Below are 19,999 nucleotides of genomic sequence, written 5' to 3'. Positions count from 1 at the left end.
AACATGAATCAGCGGCCATTTGGGCAAACCGGTCGAACGGTGTCGGAAATCGGGTTCGGTGCATGGGCCATCGGCGGATCGTGGGGCGATGTCTCCGAATCCGATGCGAAGGCAGCCTTGCATGCGGCGCTGGACACGGGCACGACGTTTATCGATACAGCCGACGTGTATGGCGACGGACGTTCCGAGCGAATCGTCGCGGCCGTCCTGAACGAGCGAGGCGGCCCGCGGCCGTTCGTGGCCACCAAGGCGGGCCGTCGGCTCGCCCCGCACGTGGCGCAGGGCTATACCGCCGCCAACTTGAATGCGTTCGTCGATCGATCGCGGAAGAATCTCGATACCGACTGTCTCGATCTCGTCCAGCTTCATTGCCCGCCGACCGAGGTCTACTACCGGCCGGACGTGTTCGAGGCGATGGAGGGCATGGTCGCATCGGGGAAGATTCGGCACTATGGGGTCTCGGTCGAAAAGGCCGAGGAAGGCCTGAAGGCCATCGAATATCCCGGCGTGAAATCCGTGCAAGTGATCTACAACATCTTCAGGCAACGGCCGGCCGAACTCTTCATGCGGGAAGCTCGAAACCGAGGGGTGGCCGTCATCGTGCGCGTACCGCTTGCATCGGGTTTGCTGACCGGGAAGATGACCGCCGAAACGCAGTTCGCCGCGGACGACCATCGCCATTTCAATCGCGAAGGCCAAGCGTTCGATAAGGGCGAGACGTTCGCCGGGGTTCCCTACGCGGTCGCGCTCGAAGCGATCGACCGTATTCGCCCCTTGGTTCCCGAAGGGGCGAGCATGGCGCAGTTCGCGCTGCGCTGGATCTTGATGAACCAAGGGGTGACGACCGTCATTCCCGGTGCCAAGAACGCGGAGCAAGCAAAAGCCAACAATGCGGCAAGCGATTTGGCGCCGCTCACCGACTCGGCCATGACCGCTTTGCGCGCGCTGTACGTGGAGACGATCGCTCCGTACGTTCATCATCAGTGGTAGTGGGCCGACCGGTCATGGGGCGTCCTCGTCGCCTTCGCTTCGCGAGCCCGAGCCCGATGCCCGAGCCCGATGCCCCCTCTATGACCGGCGGCCGCCGACCTGCCCCCCGTCCGCAAGGGCGGGGTAGCTGGCCGAGCCGCCGCGGTGGCGCACGCGAAATCGCTTGACCAATCCTTCCGCGGCACGTACAGTGGCCGACTCAAGTCTCCAAGAAGCGCGATTGCTGCTCATCACTGACCGCGACAGTAGCGGTATTCGTTGTCCTCTCCCTCCTTGATTCTTATTCGTGCCCGATCACGGGTGCATCAATTCGTTCGTCCAAACATCAAAGGATTTTTCAATGGATACCGGTATCGTCAAGTGGTTCAACGACAGCAAGGGCTTTGGTTTCATCTCGCCGGACAACGGCAAGGATGACCTGTTCGCCCACTTCTCCGAAATTCGTGCGGACGGCTTCCGCACGCTCGTCGAAGGCCAACGCGTCAGCTTCGAAACGAAGCAAGGCCCCAAGGGTCTGCAAGCCTCGAACATCAAGCCCCTCTGATCCGCCTCGGCGTCTACCGCCTTGCGCATCACGAAGCCGATACGCGGCAACGCCGCGATCGGCTTGCATCGGCCGGCGCATTCGTGCATCGCCGGCCTCTTCCGCAAAGCACTCCCGGTTCATCGAATATTGCCGCCGCGCGTGACGATTGTCTCTCGTCGGCAGCTAGCCTTACACGGCCCGCCGCGCGCGTTCCGTCGTTCAACCCAAGCACCGATCGGAGAAATCAATTTGGCCAAGGAAGAGTTGTTGGAACTGGATGGCGTCGTCGACGAAGTGCTGCCCGACAGCCGATATCGCGTGACGCTGGAAAACGGGGCGGTCGTCGCGGCCTATGCCTCCGGCCGCCTGCGCAAGAATCACATCCGCATCCTGGCGGGCGATCGCGTGAGGCTCGAGCTGTCGTTGTACGACCTGAGCAAAGGTCGCATCAACTATCGGCACAAGGACGAGCGGGCGACGACAAGCGCGTCGCGGCCGCATTTCCAACGGCGCTGACGCGCTGATTCGTTCTCGATTCGTGAGGCCGAGACACTGTTTTCGGCTGTTGCGACGCAAAATTCTTGTATCGAATACGCTATCGCCTGTCCGCGACGTCGGATGGCATAGGCGCGGCCGTCAGGCCGTCGCGCAAGGGAAAGCGGGAGGTGCCGCACACTCTCCCCTTCGTCGTATCCGGATACAAACGGTAACGACGCGACAATGATTGCGCCTGGATTTCTCCGACAATGCGACCACTCGCACTCGATCCGGAGAACGCTATGCATACGAAACGTTGGGCACTTCTCGCTGCCACTAGCATTGCCTTGGCCTTTTCATCGGTTTCGTTCGCCGCTGGTGGCGGTGGCGGTGGCGGTGGTGGCGGTGGCGGTGCGGGCGGCGGAAGCGGCGCGGGTGGCGGGCACGGCGCAGGGATGGGCGGCGGGACGGGCAGCGCCAAAGGCAACGTCGGCGGCCTATCGGCAAGCCACATGAGCGCGGAAGGCACCAAGAACGCCAATGGCCCACTGTCCGGCGATCGCGACAAGGGGCTCGCTCGCGCAGAGGACCGTTCCGACACGCAAGCGGATCGCACGGCCGATACCGATTCGACTAGCGCAAGGTCTCACCGCGTGGGTAAGGCGGCGAAAACGAAAGCGCATCATCATGTCGTGACGCACAAGACCGAAACGCCTTCCGATGGCACCTGAAGCAATGGGCGCCCGAAGCGCGTCGCCCCTTCGCGAAGCATTCGCTCGGCGCCCTCCCCTCAAACCGACGTTAAGCTTGCCGCGTCCATCGCGCGTCTCAACGTTTCATAGACTTTGGGCCCCTTGCACTGCGATACATTAAATCGCATGAATTGCGTCGCTCGCTCGGACACGCTGAACACATTGCCCGGCGCCAAAATCACGTTTTCGGCCAATGCATGACGAGCGACGCGTGCCGCATCGAGCCCATCCGGTAGCCTGGCCCACAGGAACATGCCGGCGCGCGGGCGCGTCCATATTTCCAGCCCGGCCTGCGCGAGCCGCCTAACGGTTTCGCTCATCGCGTCGGCCAGTTGCGCGCGCAAACCGTCCAGATGCCGCCGATACGTGCCATCCACCAATAGACGATGCACGACGCCGGCCGCAACTTGCCCGCTGCCGAACGACGTCGCGAGCTTCAGATCGATCAAAGGGTCGACCCATGCTTGGCGAGTCACGATGTAGCCGCAGCGCATGGCAGCGGACAGCGTCTTCGAGAAACTACCGATCGATACCACGCGTGCCAACCCGTCGAGGGCAGCAAGGCGCAGCGACGGCTCCGATTCGAAATCGGAGAAGATATCGTCTTCGACGATCAGGAGATCGTGTTCGCCCGCCAGTTTCAACAAACGATGCGCCACGGTGGGTGTCAGCGTCGCGCCGGTGGGGTTGTGAATCGCCGAGTTCGAGATATAAAGACGCGGGCGATGTTCGATCAACGCGCGCTCGAAGCCAGCAAGATCGGGCCCGTTGGGCGTGTACGGCACGTTGACGATCGACACGCGGTGCGCCAGCAACAGTGCGCGGAAATTGAAGTAGCACGGATCGTCCAAGAGGACGGTGTCCCCGGGCTCGAGCAGGAATCGGCAAACGAGGTCGAGCGCATGCGTGCCGCCGTCCGTCAGCACGATTTGCGACGGCTCGACATCGATTCCTTGCTGAGCCAGACGCAACGTCAAATGTTGCCGCAACGCGAGTAACCCCGACGGCGTGGCATATTCGACAACAGCGCTGTGCGGGTCGCGCGCGACGGCGCGCAAGGCGCGACGCATATTGTCCTGCGGCAGCCATGACGGCGGCAGCCACCCGCAGCCCGGCCGGAGCGCTTGGCCGGTCGTTTCCAGCGACTGGCGAGTGAGCCACAGCGGATCGACTTCGCGGTCGAGCCTCGGGCCGATGTCCGCCAACGCCAGCGGCGCGGTATGGCCGGCCACAAAAAACCCCGCCCCGCGCCGTGCGACCAGCACGCCTTCGCCGGCCAACCGATCGTAGGCCTCGACGACCGTGGACTTGGACACGCCCAACGCGTCGGCCATCATGCGAATCGACGGCACGCGCGCGCCGTGCATCAGCGAGCGGTTGGCGATCCGCTCATACAGCACGTCCATCACCGCGCCCACACGCGTGCGCGACACCCCTTTCGCTTCGATCTCGGCCATCCCTCTCGCTCCCGCCACTGTACTGATATTTGTTAAGTACAGTTCGACAAAATTGTGCCGATCCGTAGCTTACTCTTTATCGCCGATCGATCGATGATGACCGGCTTATCGACTCGAGCAAGCAGCATGAAAAAGACGACCGACGGATGGCTCAGCGGCCTGCTGGGCGTATTGATCTTCAGCGGATCGCTTCCCGCCACGCGTCTTGCCGTGCAGGGGCTCGATCCGATCTTCGTCACCTGTGTCCGGGCGACGATCGCCGGGGGGCTCGGATTGCTGCTGCTCGTCGCCTACCGCCAAGCGCGGCCCGAGCGTGGCGACCTCTTGCCGCTGGCGCTCGTCGCGCTCGGCGTCGTACTCGGATTTCCGTTACTGACGGCGCTCGCATTGCGCCATATCACGTCAGCGCACGCGATCGTCTTTATTGGGCTCCTGCCCCTCGCGACCGCCATCTTCGGCGTGCTGCGCGGCGGCGAACGTCCGCACGCGGCGTTTTGGGTCTTTTCCGCGCTCGGCAGCGGCGCAGTCGTCGCGTTTGCGATCCGCAACGGCGTTCACGCGTCTCCGATCGGCGATCTGCTGATGCTCTCGGCCATCGTGGTGTGCGGTTTAGGCTATGCCGAAGGCGCACGTCTATCGCGACGGCTCGGCGGCTGGCAGGTGATCTCTTGGGCCCTCGTCCTCTCGCTGCCGATCATGCTGCCGCTTTCATGGTGGACCCGACCGGCAACGTTCGAGGGTGTCGGCTACGCCCCGCTTTGGGGGCTGGCGTACGTATCGCTGTTCAGCATGCTGATCGGATTCATGTTCTGGTACCGAGGGCTGGCGCTGGGCGGCATTGCGGGCGTCGGCCAACTGCAGCTGTTGCAGCCGTTTTTCGGGCTGGTGCTGGCAGCCGCGCTGCTGCATGAGCAAGTCCCCCCCGCGATGATCGCCGTGGCCGTCGCGGTCGTCCTTTGCGTGGCGGGCGCCAAGCATTTTTCGCGCGGATCGGTAGCGCCTCGCGCTAGTTGAGGCCACCGACTGCTGCGCCGGACCGACTCGACCGTGCGCGCGCGATCGGACCGGCCAGGCTCAACTGTCGTCTTCGCTCGATTCTTGCGACGCCGGGCAAAAGAACGCTTTGTCGGCGCCGTCCTCGGTATAGTCGACCGACTTTTCCCGATCGATGATCGATACCGTGCCGTCCACTCCCAGCGCGTAGAGCGTACGGTGGTCGGGCGCGAAAATCGTTTGAACCAAGGCACTGGGGGCCGGGTACTCGCCGACCGTGCTGTGCGTCGCGGTCTTGATCACCTGAACCGATGAACGGTTGTAGTCCGACACGGCGAGGTACTTGCCGTCGTCGCTCGTATCGACGTTGTACATGGAATTCTGGCAGATGGCGCTCTGTTTGTTCGCGGCCAGCGTCGTGGGATCGGCCCAATCCAGCGACGCCTGCGAATAGAGCCAGACACCCGATCCCGATGGAGCCGGGACGGCACTGAAAAAGTCGGAACCGACCGGGTAGGTTCGCACCACGGTATTCGACGAAGTATCGAATGCGACGATGGCATTGCGCGCCACCGCGTACGCGTACAACTTGCTGCCATCGTGCGAGAGCCACATCGAAAGCGGGCGACCGAACGGCATGTTGGCCGCTTGCGCGCTGCCGCCGAGATTCAACGTCGCCACGACCTTCGGCCATTGCGAGAGACTGATGACCGAAATCGTATCGTCCACGCCATTGAAGACATAGAGCGTGTCGTGCGCGGGCGAGGCGATCAGGGTTCTAGGAAAGACGCCCACCTTGGCGCTGTCGACGATCGAACCTTGAGCAAGATCGATGCGCACGACACCGTTCTCCCGCATCGACGCCACGTAGGCGTAACGCTCGTCCGGGCTGACGACGACACCCGCCGCGCCGCGGCCGCGGCACATATTGCCGGGGCAGCCGTCCAGACCGGTCGAAAACGGCTCGCCTCGTATCGTACGGAGGACGGCGCGCTGTTCCAGATCCAGCACGGTGAGTTCGTTGTCATCCATGCTGGTGACGTACAAGCGTTTGCCGGTCGGCCCCAATACCATGGCATACGGTGACTTGCCGACTGGTAGCGTCGTGCCGGCGGCGACCGCTGCCGAAACGAAGGGCGGACGGTGCTGCGCATCGAACTTGGCCTGCTCCGCCATTGCCTGCGCTTGCTGTTCGCGCTCGGCTTTCAGCCGGTTCTGAGCCAGTTGTTTCTCGAAGGCAACCCGCCACTGCCGCAGTTCGGGACTCGAACCGTGCAACGCCGCCGCGACGATCGCCAGCGTGCCGGCGGCGCCCAACGTTAGCACCCCCACTTGTCGCCACGCCCGAGGACCGGACCGCCGCGGGCGATTCACGATCAGCCCGACGACGAATCCGACGATCACGCCGCCGACGTGTGCCGCTTGGTCGATACCGGACACGAAAAAGCCGGACAAGAGATTGATCGCGATGACTTGTCCGATCGCGCTGCCGCTGATCGGCACGGGTGCCTCTTGCGTCTGGCGACGGATGAATGCGTGTCTCAAGCAAACGGCGGCCGCGGCCGCCGCGAGCCCCATCAACGCGCCCGACGCACCGACGCTGACGACCGGGTGGATGCCCTGAGCGGGCACGACAACGCCCAAGGCTGTGGTGAAGCTGCCGACTTGGTGATGGCCGAACCAATACGCGCTCAAGAGGCTGGCGCCGAGCGCCGACAATAGATAGACCACGATGAAACGCAACGCGCCGATCGTCCGCTCCAGCAGCGGGCCCAGCACCGCCAGCATGTACATGTTCATGAACAGGTGTGTCCAACCGCCATGCAGGAACGCGCCGGTGAGCAACCGCCAAGGCTGGCCCGTCAACGTGAGCGGCGCGAAGTTCGCGCCCCAGGCCAACAGCCGCTCATTGGTCAGGCCCTGGCCTCGAATGGGCCACCACATTAGGACGAAGATCGCGATGTTGACGATCCCAATCAGAATCGATATGCCGTAAAAGCGCGGCGGTTTTTCTTGTGAGTTCAATCGCATACGTACCAATGGTTGAGTTGAGCGGACGCAATTCGATCGATGGGTGGGTTCGGTCATTGCCGTCGACCTGATACGAACGGCGTTGCGCCCGCCACATGGACAGCCGGATCGAGCTATTCGCTATTGAGCCTAAGCATGGATTATTACAGACGACGATTCGGAATAACCGCGATCTGCTTCGGAAGCACCCGGAACCGCCGAATGCCGGCATTTTTTCCACGCTGCCCCCGGGTTGTCTCTGTGAAGAGGGCATCTTAAGCTCATCGCCAACCACCCGGTCCGATCGCCAGTGCCCCTTAAGCTGGCGTTAAGGCTCGGCGGGCTAGTCTTGCAGCACCCGACCTCCGCTCTCATTGTTTCCCATGTCCAAGCGCTTACCCCATGTTTACCTCCAGGCGCTGCTCTTATGCGCACCGCTCGTCGTTGGCGCCCAAGCAGCGCACGCCAGCGAGATCAAGGTCGACATGAAAGATATGAAGCGCGCGATGCAAGGCGCGATGGCCAGTACCTCGATGCCGGAATTGAGCCGCTACGTCGCCCAATTGGAAAAAGACGCCGATCAAGCGAGCCGGCAGCCCTACCGTGACGACCAGGCCACCTACGACGAAGGCATGCAAAAGCTGAAGCTGCAATTGGCTGCGACAGACGAAGCCATCCGCGCGAACGATATGGCCGCAGCCAAGCAAGCGCTGCGCACCATCAACGCCACCAGAAAGCATTACCACGACCTGCTCAATTAGACGGTTGGCCCCTTCTTTACCCTTCGGAGTAACGTCCAATGAGGCATGCGCCCCGCTACCCGCTTTCGATCAGCCTGCTTCATTGGCTGCTCGCCGTCGCGCTAGTCGGCAATCTGGCCATCGGTTGGCTGCTTGACGATCACGAGGAGTTGATCGCACTGCACAAATCGATCGGGATCGCCATTTTGGGCCTCGCATCGATCCGTATAGCGAATCGGCTGCGCTTGCGGCGCAGCTTGCCCACTTCGATCAACGCGCCCCGCTCGCTGAGCTACTTCACCGAGAAAGCCGTCCACCATCTTCTCCTCGTTCTCATGCTCACCATTCCGATCCTTGGCTGGCTGAAGACCAATGCCGCGGGCCACGTCGCCAATTGCTTCGGCGTTTTCTCGCTGCCCACCCTCGTGCAGAAAAGCCGCGCGCTGTCGCAGTGGTTCGGCGAACTGCACGCGCTGGCCGCCTATGGGCTGGCCGCACTGGTCGGTCTGCATGTACTCGGGGCCGTCGCCCATTGGCTGATGAAGTCGGAGAACGTCCTTCCGCGAATTAGCCCGTTGCCTGTCCGCCTGCGGCCGAAGGTATCGACCCGCGATTGACGCGCCGCCCGCCGGAACGAAGCACCGCGTGCGCCCGCCCGATATGGTTTCCCCTAGTATCCCCACGCCCACGATCGGCGGCGAGAAATACGCCCCCCATCGCCGTCGAGCGCGGGGCCCCGAATGGCGCAGAACGCGGATATTTTGGCAAAGAACGCGCGGCTCGGCCCGGCGATTTCGCTATACGATGAACGGCAATCGGCCGACAGACCAGAGACGAACAGCATCCGGCCGACAGACTAGACCCGCGCGATACAGCCAACGATTAACCGCGGTCTAGATCTTGCCCCTCGAAGCGGGCGCATGCCGGGGTCGAAACCATGAAGTATTGGCGCAAATTCTTCATTGTCGTACTGCTTGCGCTGAGCCTGCCGGCTCAGTCGTTCGCGTCCGTCTCGATGAAGTGCGCCATCGCAGACGCCGACGCCGCGCAAGCGCCGCTCGGGTATGCCGAGCATGACCCGTTAGCGGACGAACTCGCAACGTACGGCGCGCTAGCGCAGCCAGCCGATCACGGTCGTCGCCCCTGCGAAACTTGTCACGCGCATTCCTGTGCGACGTGCGCGTCCTGCTGCATCGCAATCGCTTTGCCGGTCGATCCCATTCTCGCCATCGCGCCAGAGGCCACGCGCGTCGTCACACACCTTCCACCCTCTGCCGGCGCCGTGTCTTTCCTGACCGGCGGCATCGAGCGCCCTCCCCGATACGCATCGATCTAGCCGCCCGCATCGGTCGAAGCTCCCCGATGTGCATCCGAACCGGCTGTCCTAGGGGGATCCGCCCGATGCCTGCCGCCACAAAAATCGATGCGACCGAGTTTGCACGGCGCGGCTTCGCGCAGCGGATTCACGGCCAACGCACGTTCGGCCCCTCGACCATCCGCTGTAGAACCTCAACTTAGTCCGACTCTCACCCAACGGAAGCAATATGAGAAAAACAATCGTCGGTCTTGACGCCATGCGCTTCGTCCTTGCCGTTTATCTCATGGTGTTCCATACCATCCATGCCTACCCGCAAGCCGAGAGCCTGCCCTTGATGTGGCTCACGGATCTAGGCGGGTTCGCTACGAGTACGTTCTTCATCCTATCCGGATTCATTCTCACGCACGTCTATATCGACCGGGGCATCGCGTTGCGCGGCGGGACGCGCAATTTTCTGGTCAAACGCCTTTCCGAAATCTATCCCATCAACTTCGTCGGGCTGTTTTTATTCGCCATTGTTTTATCGGTCAGCCATCGATCCTTCGACGCCTTTCTCGTTCCCTCGATGGGCAGGGGTTTTCAGCAGACGATTCAACTGACTACCGCCCCGGCGGCATTCAACTGGCTGCTCAACGTCCTCATGCTGCAGGTCTGGGACCCACGCTATTCGTCGATCAACGCGCCGTCGTGGACCTTGGGTTGTCTGCTGTTTTTCTATCTGTGCTTTCCGATCGTCGCCCCCCGGTTCGCGCGCCTGCGCCGCAGAGCGCTCGCGCTCGTCGTTCTGTGGCTGCTGTATTTAGTCCCTCCCCTCACGATCGTACTGAGGCAGGCATATACGCCGGTGCCTGTCGGCATGATCGAACATAACCCGATCCTGCGCATCCCCGAGTTTTTGAGCGGCATCTTGCTCTATAGCCTTTATTCGTCCGGACGCTTGAGTTGGATGCTTGGCGCTCGTTGGCGCAAGGCGGCAGCGGCGGCGTTCGTTTCGGCCTCGTTCGTCCTAGCGTCGCGCCTGATCGCAAGCGGGCCGCTCGCAGTGCTTTACATCGTGCACAACGGGGCGTTGCTGCCCGCCGAACTCGTGCTCGTGGCATTGTGCGCCAACGCGTACGTCCCGCAATGGGCCCACAAGAGCGTCTCCCGGCTCGGAAACGCCGCGCTGTCGATCTTCGGCATTCACGTCGCGCTATTCGAACTATCGATGGACGGGCTAAAGTTGATGGCCACCCACGAGTCGATATCGCGCTGCGTCGCCCATTTCTCGGTGTGCGCCGCAAGCGCGAAGGCGATTCATCCGTCGATGGCGTCCTACCCGATCTACCTCATCGCGACAATCATCGCCGCCCTGCTGTTTCAAGAGCGCTGCTTCGTCCCGGTTCGCACGGCGATACGGCAGGCGCTAGTGAGAGGCGATCGTCGTCTTGCCGCCCCGTCTGGACTCTCTAGCTCGGCACGATCTCGCGGCTGAACGCGTCCAACTCGCGAACGAGGCTGCGCGCCGCCAATTCCACCAGCGCGCCGCCTTTCTCCCTCGACGCCTGCGCCGGGTCGGAGCCCATTCGCCCATCGGCAAAACGTGCACGAAAATCGAGTGCCTCGCGAATCGGCCCCGTCGGTGCCACGCGTGGGGCGTAATCGGCCGTCTTGACGGACTCGGGAAACGCCCATTGCGTAATGGCGATCTCGGAGGGCGTCGCGTGCGAACCGTGGCCTTCGGGAAACTGCGTGCGCGCCAATTCGCCCACCCCTTCGAGGTCCCACCAGTTGCAAAGCTTCATCGCGTATCCCAGACGCTGCTTCGCGAAACTCGCCTCGGCGTAAATCTCGGAAAACGCCGCTTCGATCGATGCGATGTTCCCGCCGTGACCGTTCAGAAACAGAATCTTCTCGAATCCATGGACCGCCAGCGAGCGAACCCAGTCTCCGATCGCGGCGATAAACGTCGACGGGCGCAGCGAAATCGTACCCGCGAAGCCTAGATGATGTTGCGCCATGCCGATGTTGAAGGTGGGCGCAATCAGAATATCCGCATGTTTGTGCGCTTCGTGCGCGATGATTTCCGGACAGAGCCAGTCGGTGCCCAGCAGCCCGGTCGGACCATGCTGTTCGTTCGAACCGATCGGCACGACGATCGAACGACTGCGTTGCAGGTATCGATCGATTTCCGCCCACGTAGACAGAGATAGCAGCATTTCCACTCCTCTCTTTCGAGATGCGCCGCTTTCGAAACGGCGGATTAGGTTGAATACAAAGCGAAAGTCTACCTACATTCGACAGAACGAATCGGATCGTCCACAATCGGGCGGCCAATCCGCGCCGACGACCGCCGGTCGGATCGCTCTGCGCGCACGAAAACGAGACCCGCCCATGCCGACCACCACCTGTCCCAAGTGCAACCGCTACACGACGGTCCCGAACATCCAGAACGCCGAGCGGTATTCGTGCCCTTACTGCACCAGCACGACGCGCGAGCCGATGCTTCTTTACAAGTGCTTTTCGTGCATGAAGGTTTCCATTTTCGCCGCTGCACGCGTACCGCGCGCGTGTCCGTATTGCAGGACAATCGTGCGCACGCTCCCACGCGACGTGATCCCGCCGCCCGTCGTGGTCGCACCGTTCGTCGAAACGGATTGGCTCTATCACGTGACGAACATGACGATCGCCCGTTCGATCAAAAGACAAGGCCTTCGATCGGCATTTCGACGGACGGGCAGCATCGCCCCAGACCCGAACGGCTCGTTCGCGCTCGATCGAGTGAACCGAATCAACGGTACGATTGCGTCGCGCATCACGAAATATCTGGTGATCTGTCTAGCCAACGCGGACACCGGCGATGCGTGGCGAGATGCCGTGATGGCCTACACGCCCTTCGCGCATGCGGCAACGGGAAGTAACGACGACTACATGTCCTTGAGTACGTTAGAAGATGCCGCATTGCTGCGGTTCGGCAGGCAAGTCCAAGGTCCCGATTTCAAGCTGAAGCCGAAAGGCACGGTCGGCCTGGCGAAGAAGCCCGGCACCGTCTCGCTCTGCAATACGCTTCTCGGCAATCCCGATCACTACCTGACCCGGCTGGCCACGCAATCGGCGAACTATGACTTCGGCATCGAGGCCGCGATCACGGCGTGTCACGTGTACTTCCTGAACACAGCACTGGAACGGCTGATTTTCGAAGGCGGATACAAGGACTACACCAAGCTTCGCAACCCCTCTTCGATCGTCGTGCTACGGGTGCGCCGTGCCGACGTGATCGGTCTCGAGCAAGACATGGCGGACTTTCGGGCGGTACGCACGAGGTCGGATGTCCTCCCGGCGAAACTGCAAATCCTCGTCGGCACGGCGATACACACCGAGTTCAAGCGGCTCGACGTGCGCAGCCGGGACGACAATTGGATGCCGCTTGCGCAGTGGGGGTGACGCGACGAGCATCGCCTCACATCGCCACCTCGAGCACGCCCCGCTGCCATAGCCATTTCAGAAGATGGTGTGCCCGATCCGTTCCCATCGACGTGCCGAGGAACGGGATCAGTTCGAGCGGACGCACCGCGCTATGCAATCGATCGAGCATCGGAAAAAGCGCGACTTCCCCCCAGAACGCGATGGGGCGATCGAGGCTCGGATGCTGTAAGGCCGGTTGCGCGGTCACTCGATCGCCGGTCGCGCAAGGCATCGAGACGACTTCGGCATCCCGAGCGAACCGGATCGGATCGCGCAACGAGAACGGCGGCACGGCTTCGACCGGCTCCGATCGAACCGATGACGCTCGCGCCCATTCGGCGTGCAGCGCGCGCGTCATCTCGCTCACCCGCGCCGCCACCGCTTCATCAGCCGAAGACGGAGCGAGCACGTCGTGCGTCAAAGACGGTGCCGAGCGCTGTTGCCAAAACGGCGCCTGCCGGTACAACGATTGACGATAGTAGCCTGCCGTCCACATGAGGTGGCGCGCCGCAGTCTCCACCAGTCGGGATTCGAAAAAGCGCCGCGCCAACGCACGCTCGGCAGCATCGCTCGTCCGGCACCACGTATTGAGCGCGACAGCCGCCTGGAGCGAGAATCGCATCGCCTTCTCGACCCCCGACGACGAGATCGGGTCTAGCGCGAAGGCTGCGTCCCCGAGCTTGACCCGTGCGTCTTGCCACGAAAGCGCGTCGACATACGGCGTCGATACGCACATGCGCAGCGAATCGGACCATGGCAAATCCCTCAAATCCTTGAACAGCACGCTTCGTGCACAAGCATGCCTCAAGCGCGTTTCGTGCTCATGCGTCCATGCGTCGTCGCGCACGGCTGGATCGAAGGTGAACATGATGCGGTAGCGGCCGTCCGGCAATGCAGCGCCCCACAGCCAGCCGTCTGGCAGCGCTTGCACACGGGTCGATCGATCGGCGCCCCGCGCCGGCATCGCGACGTCGATCTCGGCCCACATCGTCGATAGGCGAGGCGCGCGCAAGTGGTGCGGTTCACGTCGGCTCTGCCGGCCGTTCGCGTCGAGCAATGCCTGGACGTCGACGTGCTCCAGGCCTGCCGACGTTGCGACTTGCGCCCGCCATGCACCCGGCTCGCCCTCGACATGCGTCAAGCTCGCCGGCAGCAGCACCTGCACGCCCCGCGATTGGGCGAGACGCAATAGCGCGTCGTCGAACGCAGCGCGATCGACGACGGCGCCATCATGTGCCACCGTCTGGATCTCGTCGCTCGTCCAGTGCACCCGCGTGGGGTTGCCCGCCAGAAGCGGTACCTTATCGAGCACCGCGCGCGCGTCGAGATAATCGATGATGTTCAATACGCCGGGCGTCAGCGCCTCCCCAATCTGCTGCCGGGGCCATCGGCCGCTCCGATCGATAAGCAGCACGCGATGTCCGAGTTGGTTCAAGCGCAGCGCGGCGGTGAGGCCGGCCGGCCCGGCACCGATCACGAGCATGTCGAATCGGCGCGTCATGCGCTGCCCGCGCCGCCGGCCGAACGATTGCGCGCACCGGCAAACCAATCGGGTGCATACCGTTTCAGCCTGCCGTGCGCACCCAGCACATAGTGCAGCCACCCACGGATGTAATCGCAAGCGCTGCGTCCACGCTCGAGCACTTCATGATGGCATCCCCCACCGCACAGATACCGCGCCCAGCATGTCTGGCAAGGTTGTTGTCGGTGCACGTGACGCTCGGCGAGCCAGATCGTTTGACGTTCGCGATCGACGCCCGTCGATAGGTGGCCCATGACACCGGCCTCGTCTCCCACGAAGCGATGGCAAGCCGACAGCTCGCCGTCCGCGGACACGCCAAGGTACCCCGCACCGGCACCGCACGGATAGGGACGGTGCGTGCCTCGCTCGATTTCGCGCAAGGCGTTCTGCATGTTCAGGAACGGGTAACGCTCGCCACGCATCGTCTTTTGCTCGAAGGCCAGCCCACAAGCGATCATCCCTTGCAGCATCTGAGCCATGTCGCCGGGCCCCATTTCCGCCCGTCCATTCGACGCGCGCAGCAGCGGCGAAAATCCGACGCTGTGAAAACCCATATCGATGAACGTGTCGAGCGTCAGTGGCAAGTCGAGATTGAACGGCGTGACCGTCACGCGCGCCGATACCTGCATCTGCCGTTGACGTGCAAGCAACGGCGAGACGCGCTCGACGATTCGATCGAACGATCCGCTTCCCCCCTTGAACGGGCGCAACCGGTCATGCACAGGCGCGGGCCCGTCGAGACTCACGGTGACCGCGAAGCCGTACGCCTCGAAGAAATCGGCGTCGTCTTGCCGCAGGAGGCTGCCGTTGGTGGTCACCGAGAAATGGCAGCGTATCCCCCGCGAAGTCGCACGCTCGCGCGCGTGGGCAGTCGCGGCGCGCAGCACCGCGCGATTGGCAAGCGGCTCGCCTCCCATGAATGCGAGATTGATCTTCCCGCCTTCGCTAGCCTCGTCGATCAGCAAGTCGACCGCCGCGATCGCGGTTTCGAGCGGCATGTCCTTCGCTTTGCCGCCGAATTGGCCCTGCTGCGCATAGCAGTAAGTGCAGCCGAGGTTGCACTTCTGCGCGATGGCAAGCGACAACGCATGCGTCGGCATCGCGGCCAACGGCTCGTCGTCGATGGCGGGCGGTTGCGTCAAGCCATAGCGCGCAATCAGCGCGTCGACTCGCCCTTGCTCCCCGCTCTCTAGCGCCGCCCTAAACTCGCGACGCAGATCGGGCGGCACGTGGAATAGCCGGCTTCCGTCCACGAGCAACAGGTGCGCCCCCGACGCATCGTCGATCATGTGGAGATTCGGATGTCGCGGACGCGATTCGCCCACGATGCGCGCCGCCATCGAGGACGCCATGGCGCCCAGCCGCGTGCCTGCATCCGGGACCGGCATCGCCTCGTCCGTCGCGGGCAGATCGATTGTCGAATCAGCTTTCATCGGCATCCTTGCCGCGGATGATGAACCGAAGATCCTCCTGCCAGGATTTGAACAGATCATCGTAGGACCATAGCCGCGAGTCGACCCGATTATCGGGAATGTACGTCCCGGTGCGGCGCTTCGCCAACCACATGTCGCCACGCGCCAGCCCGTCGTCGCCCGCTTCGACGTTGACGAAGTCGGGACGCGAGGCAGCCCAGTAGTAGCAGGCGCATTCGCGGTAATCGTTCTGCCAGGGCGAACACAAGCCCTGCGTCAGTTCGCCCGGCTCGAGCAACTGGCGATTGAAGCTGGCCGTGTCGCCATCGAAAAAGCGCCGCAGGACAAGATGCTCTTTGAAGGTTTCCCTTTGCGATTCGACCAACACTTCATCCGTCGCATTCTGGTAAGCCGTGAACTCGCATTCGACCGGCTGTCCTTGCAAATGAACGATGCGAGCGATGGAATTGGACCACTCCATGAACGAGACCGCATTCGGATTGGGTGTACTCGCGAGCGTGACGGGATCCCCATCCGGCATCACCGGGCCCTTCGTGACCACCATCGTGCCGACGTCCAGCCCGGCAAACCGCAGAAGACGGCGCGTCTTGAGATGCGCGAAGCGCGGCTCGGCATCGACGACATAGTTGTTGTTCTCGACCAATGTGATGCCTTCGAACGCACGCCGCCAAAGGTTGCGGAAATCGAATTCGAGGCCGGGAAAACAATTCGAAATCGCGCTACGCGGCAGGACCGATGCCGGATTGCCGACGCCGCGATGGTGGATCTGTGCCGTCAGATTGGCAGCCCGGATGTCCCGATCGCCCGTTTTCGTCTTGTCGTGCGGTTGGTGGGCAGCGTTAGTCGTATCAGTACCGTTAGCGGACATTGTCGTCTCCCGTCGGATCGGGTTGTCCAAACATCGCATCGTGCGCCGCCTTGATCACTAGGTCGATGTGGCGGCGCGTGAGCGTGAGGCTCCGTCCATCGGCACCGCGCATCAAGGCCGGCATTTTGCGCAGGCCTTCCGCTGTTAGGTCGCCGATCTCTTCGGGCCGGCGCAGCACCTTGGCGAACCATGGCGCACCGCCCGCCGACAAGGTGCTGAACACACGCTCGTGCAGCGCGCGCAGGGCCAGGTTATCGACGATCGATTCCGCCGCGATCGGCTCGTAGTAGCGCTCGAAATCGGCCGTGTTCTGTCGCACCATCGTGCTCGCGACGTTGAGCCGCCCGTTGACCGGGTTGCCGTTCATGACGGCCGTGTTCATCAAGCGCACCGTTTCCAGCGCACGAAGAACGATCTCGGTAGCTTCGTCGATGGATACCCGTTCTTGCCCGACATCGGGACCGTACAGTATCTGCTCGATCTCGTCGGAGACGACGCGCACCGGTAACGTATCGGGCGCATACGCGGGCGGCCCCGCGCCGATGTACCCATGCGCGCGCAACGTGGGGCCGTCCCTTCTCGTCAGCACTACTTGAACATGGCCGTCGCATTCGTCGTCGAGGTAACCCCAACTGACCTGATTGCCATCCTTGCCGGCATAGCCCGCGTAGATCTGCGCGGGATTGGTCAGCGTGGGGCCGGCGCTTTCGGTATAGCCGAGCCAATCGCCGCGCTTTTCGTCGTAGAGCACCAGGTCTTCGCGATCGATGATCGGATCGTCCTCCAGCTTCACGTCGTGCTCCGACTTGCGGCGTTTCATGCGCGTCCCGTACACGAGGCCGGCTGCGGGGGTGTACCTGAGGCGGATCTCGGGAAAGGCTTGCGTCGGTTTGATGAACTGGACGTGCCCGAGCGGAAGATGTCGGCCATGATGAAAGTTCTCGCAATGGCCTTCCATGGCGTGCCGCTTATGATCCTTGAGGCCGGACAAGTGTGCGTGAATCTTGTCGCTCGCGTTGCCGGTGCGCCGATATATTTTGATGTTGCCGAGTTCGACGTTCCAATGCAGGGCATCGATGCCGAGCTGTTCCGCCGCTAAGAGCGCGAGTGTCAGCGGCTGCAGCATATGCGGTGCCTCGCTCGTGCGCGCATAGACTTCAAGGAATGGCGCGACCGGCCGCACCTTCTTGTTTTCGTCTTTGAAACGGATCCGCTCGGGCACGTAGGCCCTCGCGATTTCACCGGTTTCCTGATCCACCTCGAGCGTGGTGCGCGGAACGATGCGACGGAAGTCGAGCGGCTTGTCCGGATCGACGGCAAGTTCGAACGCTTCCAGTGGCGTCGCCGCCGCACCCAGCCTTCCGACCGCGATAGGCGGAAGAATGCGGAGTTCCAATATGGGCATGTTTGGCTCCTTAGGGCACTACAGCAATGCGGTGTCGACGTTGCCCGACAAGATGCGCTTGGCAAGGGCGACCGTGTTTCTGTCGGCTTCGCGCAAGCTGAGCAAGTACGGATGGTGCATGGTGTCGGATCTGGCCAGCAACACGTCCACCAGACGCTCCGATGCGTCGAGCAGATCGAGGTGAGCGCGCCACCGGTTCGCCTCGCCGAACGGGATAGCGAGCGTATAGGGCACTTGGAACGGCGGCCCCGCGAACGGCGCGTCCAATGCATCCGATACACGCGAGCGCATCAGAATCTCGGACAGCGCGCGCAAGTTGTACATCTCGCCGAACGCGGCGTTGACGATCGCCCCGCGCGGCGTCACCGCGCCCGCCGTATTGAGTCCCCCGTAGAGCGCGAAGCTGTGGATCAGGTATTGCAGCAACATGCGGTAGCGCAGGTTGGACAGGGCCGCCCACAATGCCGTTACCGGCTCGGTAATGGCCGTCACCGGCATGCCGCCCTGCTCCGGCTCGAGATCGGTATCGAGCGATACATACGGGTTCACCGCGACCGGACGAGCGGGCCGCCAGGTACCGTGCGAAGTAGCTAACACCGCGGCGCCCGCGTGCAACGCGGCCGCCGCTGCCGGATAGGCCTCGCCCCACGCCTCTTCGAGAAAATCGTCCGGGCGCGCGTCGTGCCAATCGGGGCCGCTGCACAGTTTGCGTTCCAGCGCCGCGCGCATTTCGACGTAAATCTGCAAGAAGCGCACGAAATGCGAGGGATGCGTGCCATGCGTCGCCTCGCCTTGCTTTGCAATCGCCTTCAGTGCATTGACCGCGTCGTCGCGCGACGTGGCGGGCTTCACCAGCACGTCCGGCGTCCCGTTAAGCGATGCGTGACCGCTGTTGCCGCGCTTGCCGCCGCGATAGCCGCGTCCCCATTCCGCGAAATCCGCCTGGCAGGGGTAGGTGTCGGCTTGAAATACCTCGTCGGGAAGATAGTCCGGATCCTCGACGAGCGGAATCAGCGTATCGAACAATTCCGCGACTTGGTGCGGATTGGGCGTTTGCGCATGCACGCGTGCGCGGATTTCATCGCCCAACGCGCCCCCAGTCCAATCGCGCGGCGCTTCCGTGTAGACATATTTCGCCAGCGAATCCAGGGTCAACGGTTCGAGCATGAAGGGGAACGGATAGAACGGCGTGTCCCACGGATAATCGTTGCGCTCGAAATGCAGGGGCGCGCCGATCAAACGCAATACGTTCTGCACGGTGATCAAATGGCCCATCTCTTCCTTGGCAATGCCGAGTATCGCTTCTTGCCAGCGGCGCACCGCGTCGTGAAACTGAGGCGGGACCTGCGGGCCGCCTAATGAATAGCCCGCATAGAGGTACTGCACCATCAAGCAATGCTCGATTTCGGCATCGACGGATAGCAGATAGGTCACGTAATCGCGCGGCGCAAACTCGCCCGGAAGCCACGATTGAACGGGGCCGGGAGCACGCCCGGCGGTCAGCGCGCGCGGCGCGGGACCGGCGAGCGGGCGACCCGCCAGTGCGAGATGGCGCCAAAGTCTGAACGATTGCATTGCCGCTCCTTATTGCGATGACTGCTGGATGGGCCCGCCGCGGCGGGCCGATAGCGCGCTCACCCCCGCCGCTTGCGAAACTCGCTACGGTGTCGGAATGTCGGGATGTCGGGTGCTGGGCGACCGTCGCAATCTGACGTGCCGCCTATCGAACGTTGGATTACCCCGGGGGTACGCCGAATATGGAATAAACACTGAATTCGGGTGATGTATCGATTACGTGGCAGCGTGCGATGCCCCGTTGCTGCAACTCGATCCGATTTGCCATCAGGCGTCCCCATGTGCGTTCCGAGATTGCCCGCGGAATCGGCCACTTAGCGCGAGCCCTATTCAGCTAGGCCGTATGCGCAATGAATGCAGGTCTTCTTGCTACTGAAGCTTTTTCAGCTATCGATTTGTATTTTGGTGATGCCATTACAACTTTGCAGAGCAGAAGAAGTAACTGTCAAATCTGACAGGTCAATGTTGTGTCGCACCCTAATTTTAATT

At 62.5% G+C, this 19,999-nt stretch carries 18 protein-coding genes; 10 read left to right on the top strand and 8 right to left on the bottom strand.

Going from position 1 to position 19,999, the window contains the following annotated elements; all coding sequences use genetic code 11:
• Positions 1-3: 3 nt before the first annotated feature.
• From ACTHN9_RS07680 to ACTHN9_RS07665, 4 genes are all read left to right on the top strand, one after another.
• Positions 4-990, top strand: a complete 987-nt coding sequence (locus ACTHN9_RS07680; protein ID WP_440536160.1) for an aldo/keto reductase — start codon at positions 4-6, stop codon at positions 988-990.
• A gap of 340 nt (positions 991-1,330) precedes the next feature.
• Positions 1,331-1,534 (top strand): cold-shock protein, encoded by a 204-nt coding sequence (locus ACTHN9_RS07675; protein ID WP_102645870.1) that lies wholly within the window; start codon positions 1,331-1,333, stop codon positions 1,532-1,534.
• A gap of 231 nt (positions 1,535-1,765) precedes the next feature.
• The gene (gene infA / locus ACTHN9_RS07670; RefSeq protein ID WP_440536159.1) at positions 1,766-2,032 is read left to right on the top strand and encodes a translation initiation factor IF-1; all 267 of its coding nucleotides are present in this window, start codon (positions 1,766-1,768) and stop codon (positions 2,030-2,032) included.
• Positions 2,033-2,295: 263 nt separating this feature from the next.
• Complete coding sequence (locus tag ACTHN9_RS07665; protein ID WP_440536158.1) at positions 2,296-2,724, top strand: hypothetical protein; 429 nt, start codon at positions 2,296-2,298, stop codon at positions 2,722-2,724.
• Positions 2,725-2,783: 59 nt separating this feature from the next.
• On the opposite strand, the gene ACTHN9_RS07660 is transcribed toward ACTHN9_RS07665, so the two are convergent.
• Positions 2,784-4,202 (bottom strand): PLP-dependent aminotransferase family protein, encoded by a 1,419-nt coding sequence (locus ACTHN9_RS07660; RefSeq protein WP_440536157.1) that lies wholly within the window; start codon positions 4,200-4,202, stop codon positions 2,784-2,786.
• Positions 4,203-4,328: 126 nt separating this feature from the next.
• Here ACTHN9_RS07660 and ACTHN9_RS07655 point away from each other — a divergent pair, with 126 nt between their 5' ends.
• Complete coding sequence (locus tag ACTHN9_RS07655; RefSeq protein ID WP_440536156.1) at positions 4,329-5,216, top strand: DMT family transporter; 888 nt, start codon at positions 4,329-4,331, stop codon at positions 5,214-5,216.
• A gap of 60 nt (positions 5,217-5,276) precedes the next feature.
• On the opposite strand, the gene ACTHN9_RS07650 is transcribed toward ACTHN9_RS07655, so the two are convergent.
• A complete protein-coding gene (locus ACTHN9_RS07650; RefSeq protein ID WP_440536155.1) occupies positions 5,277-7,226 on the bottom strand; it encodes a rhomboid family intramembrane serine protease in 1,950 nt (649 codons plus the stop codon).
• 362 nt (positions 7,227-7,588) lie between these two features.
• Here ACTHN9_RS07650 and ACTHN9_RS07645 point away from each other — a divergent pair, with 362 nt between their 5' ends.
• From ACTHN9_RS07645 to ACTHN9_RS07630, 4 genes are all read left to right on the top strand, one after another.
• The gene (locus ACTHN9_RS07645; RefSeq protein ID WP_440536154.1) at positions 7,589-7,966 is read left to right on the top strand and encodes a cytochrome b562; all 378 of its coding nucleotides are present in this window, start codon (positions 7,589-7,591) and stop codon (positions 7,964-7,966) included.
• Positions 7,967-8,004: 38 nt separating this feature from the next.
• Complete coding sequence (locus tag ACTHN9_RS07640; protein WP_440536153.1) at positions 8,005-8,562, top strand: cytochrome b; 558 nt, start codon at positions 8,005-8,007, stop codon at positions 8,560-8,562.
• A 320-nt stretch (positions 8,563-8,882) separates the two neighbouring features.
• On the top strand, positions 8,883-9,281 hold the full coding sequence (locus ACTHN9_RS07635) for a hypothetical protein (protein WP_440536152.1): 399 nt from the start codon (positions 8,883-8,885) through the stop codon (positions 9,279-9,281).
• A 208-nt stretch (positions 9,282-9,489) separates the two neighbouring features.
• Positions 9,490-10,737, top strand: a complete 1,248-nt coding sequence (locus ACTHN9_RS07630; protein WP_440536151.1) for an acyltransferase family protein — start codon at positions 9,490-9,492, stop codon at positions 10,735-10,737.
• On the opposite strand, the gene ACTHN9_RS07625 is transcribed toward ACTHN9_RS07630, so the two are convergent.
• Positions 10,712-11,461, bottom strand: a complete 750-nt coding sequence (locus ACTHN9_RS07625) for a creatininase family protein (RefSeq protein WP_440536150.1) — start codon at positions 11,459-11,461, stop codon at positions 10,712-10,714. The two genes, ACTHN9_RS07630 and ACTHN9_RS07625, sit on opposite strands and share 26 nt — an antisense overlap.
• Before the next feature lie 175 nt (positions 11,462-11,636).
• Here ACTHN9_RS07625 and ACTHN9_RS07620 point away from each other — a divergent pair, with 175 nt between their 5' ends.
• The gene (locus ACTHN9_RS07620; protein ID WP_440536149.1) at positions 11,637-12,686 is read left to right on the top strand and encodes a hypothetical protein; all 1,050 of its coding nucleotides are present in this window, start codon (positions 11,637-11,639) and stop codon (positions 12,684-12,686) included.
• Between the two features lie 16 nt (positions 12,687-12,702).
• Here the strand turns inward: ACTHN9_RS07620 and qhpG are convergent, their stop codons facing one another.
• From qhpG to ACTHN9_RS07595, 5 genes are read right to left on the bottom strand one after another with little or no spacing between them, the layout of a single operon-like run.
• Positions 12,703-14,208 carry a flavin-dependent monooxygenase QhpG gene (gene qhpG, locus ACTHN9_RS07615; RefSeq protein WP_440536148.1) on the bottom strand — a complete coding sequence of 502 codons (1,506 nt, stop codon included), beginning with the start codon at positions 14,206-14,208 and terminating at the stop codon, positions 12,703-12,705.
• Entirely contained in the window at positions 14,205-15,662 is a 1,458-nt protein-coding gene (locus ACTHN9_RS07610) for a radical SAM protein (RefSeq protein ID WP_440536147.1), read from the bottom strand. Before ACTHN9_RS07610 ends, qhpG begins: the two co-directional genes overlap by 4 nt.
• On the bottom strand, positions 15,652-16,530 hold the full coding sequence (locus ACTHN9_RS07605; RefSeq protein ID WP_440536146.1) for a hypothetical protein: 879 nt from the start codon (positions 16,528-16,530) through the stop codon (positions 15,652-15,654). The genes ACTHN9_RS07610 and ACTHN9_RS07605 overlap by 11 nt, the downstream gene beginning before the upstream one ends.
• Positions 16,520-17,935, bottom strand: coding sequence for a hypothetical protein (locus ACTHN9_RS07600; protein ID WP_440536145.1), 1,416 nt, complete (start codon positions 17,933-17,935; stop codon positions 16,520-16,522). Before ACTHN9_RS07600 ends, ACTHN9_RS07605 begins: the two co-directional genes overlap by 11 nt.
• An 18-nt stretch (positions 17,936-17,953) precedes the next feature.
• Complete coding sequence (locus ACTHN9_RS07595; protein WP_440536144.1) at positions 17,954-19,510, bottom strand: ferritin-like domain-containing protein; 1,557 nt, start codon at positions 19,508-19,510, stop codon at positions 17,954-17,956.
• Between the last annotated feature and the right edge of the window lie 489 nt (positions 19,511-19,999).

This window comes from Trinickia sp., from assembly GCF_051953405.1.
Classification (GTDB): domain Bacteria; phylum Pseudomonadota; class Gammaproteobacteria; order Burkholderiales; family Burkholderiaceae; genus Trinickia.
Note: the sequence above shows the minus strand (reverse complement) of the source record. Positions and strands in the feature narration are given on the sequence as shown.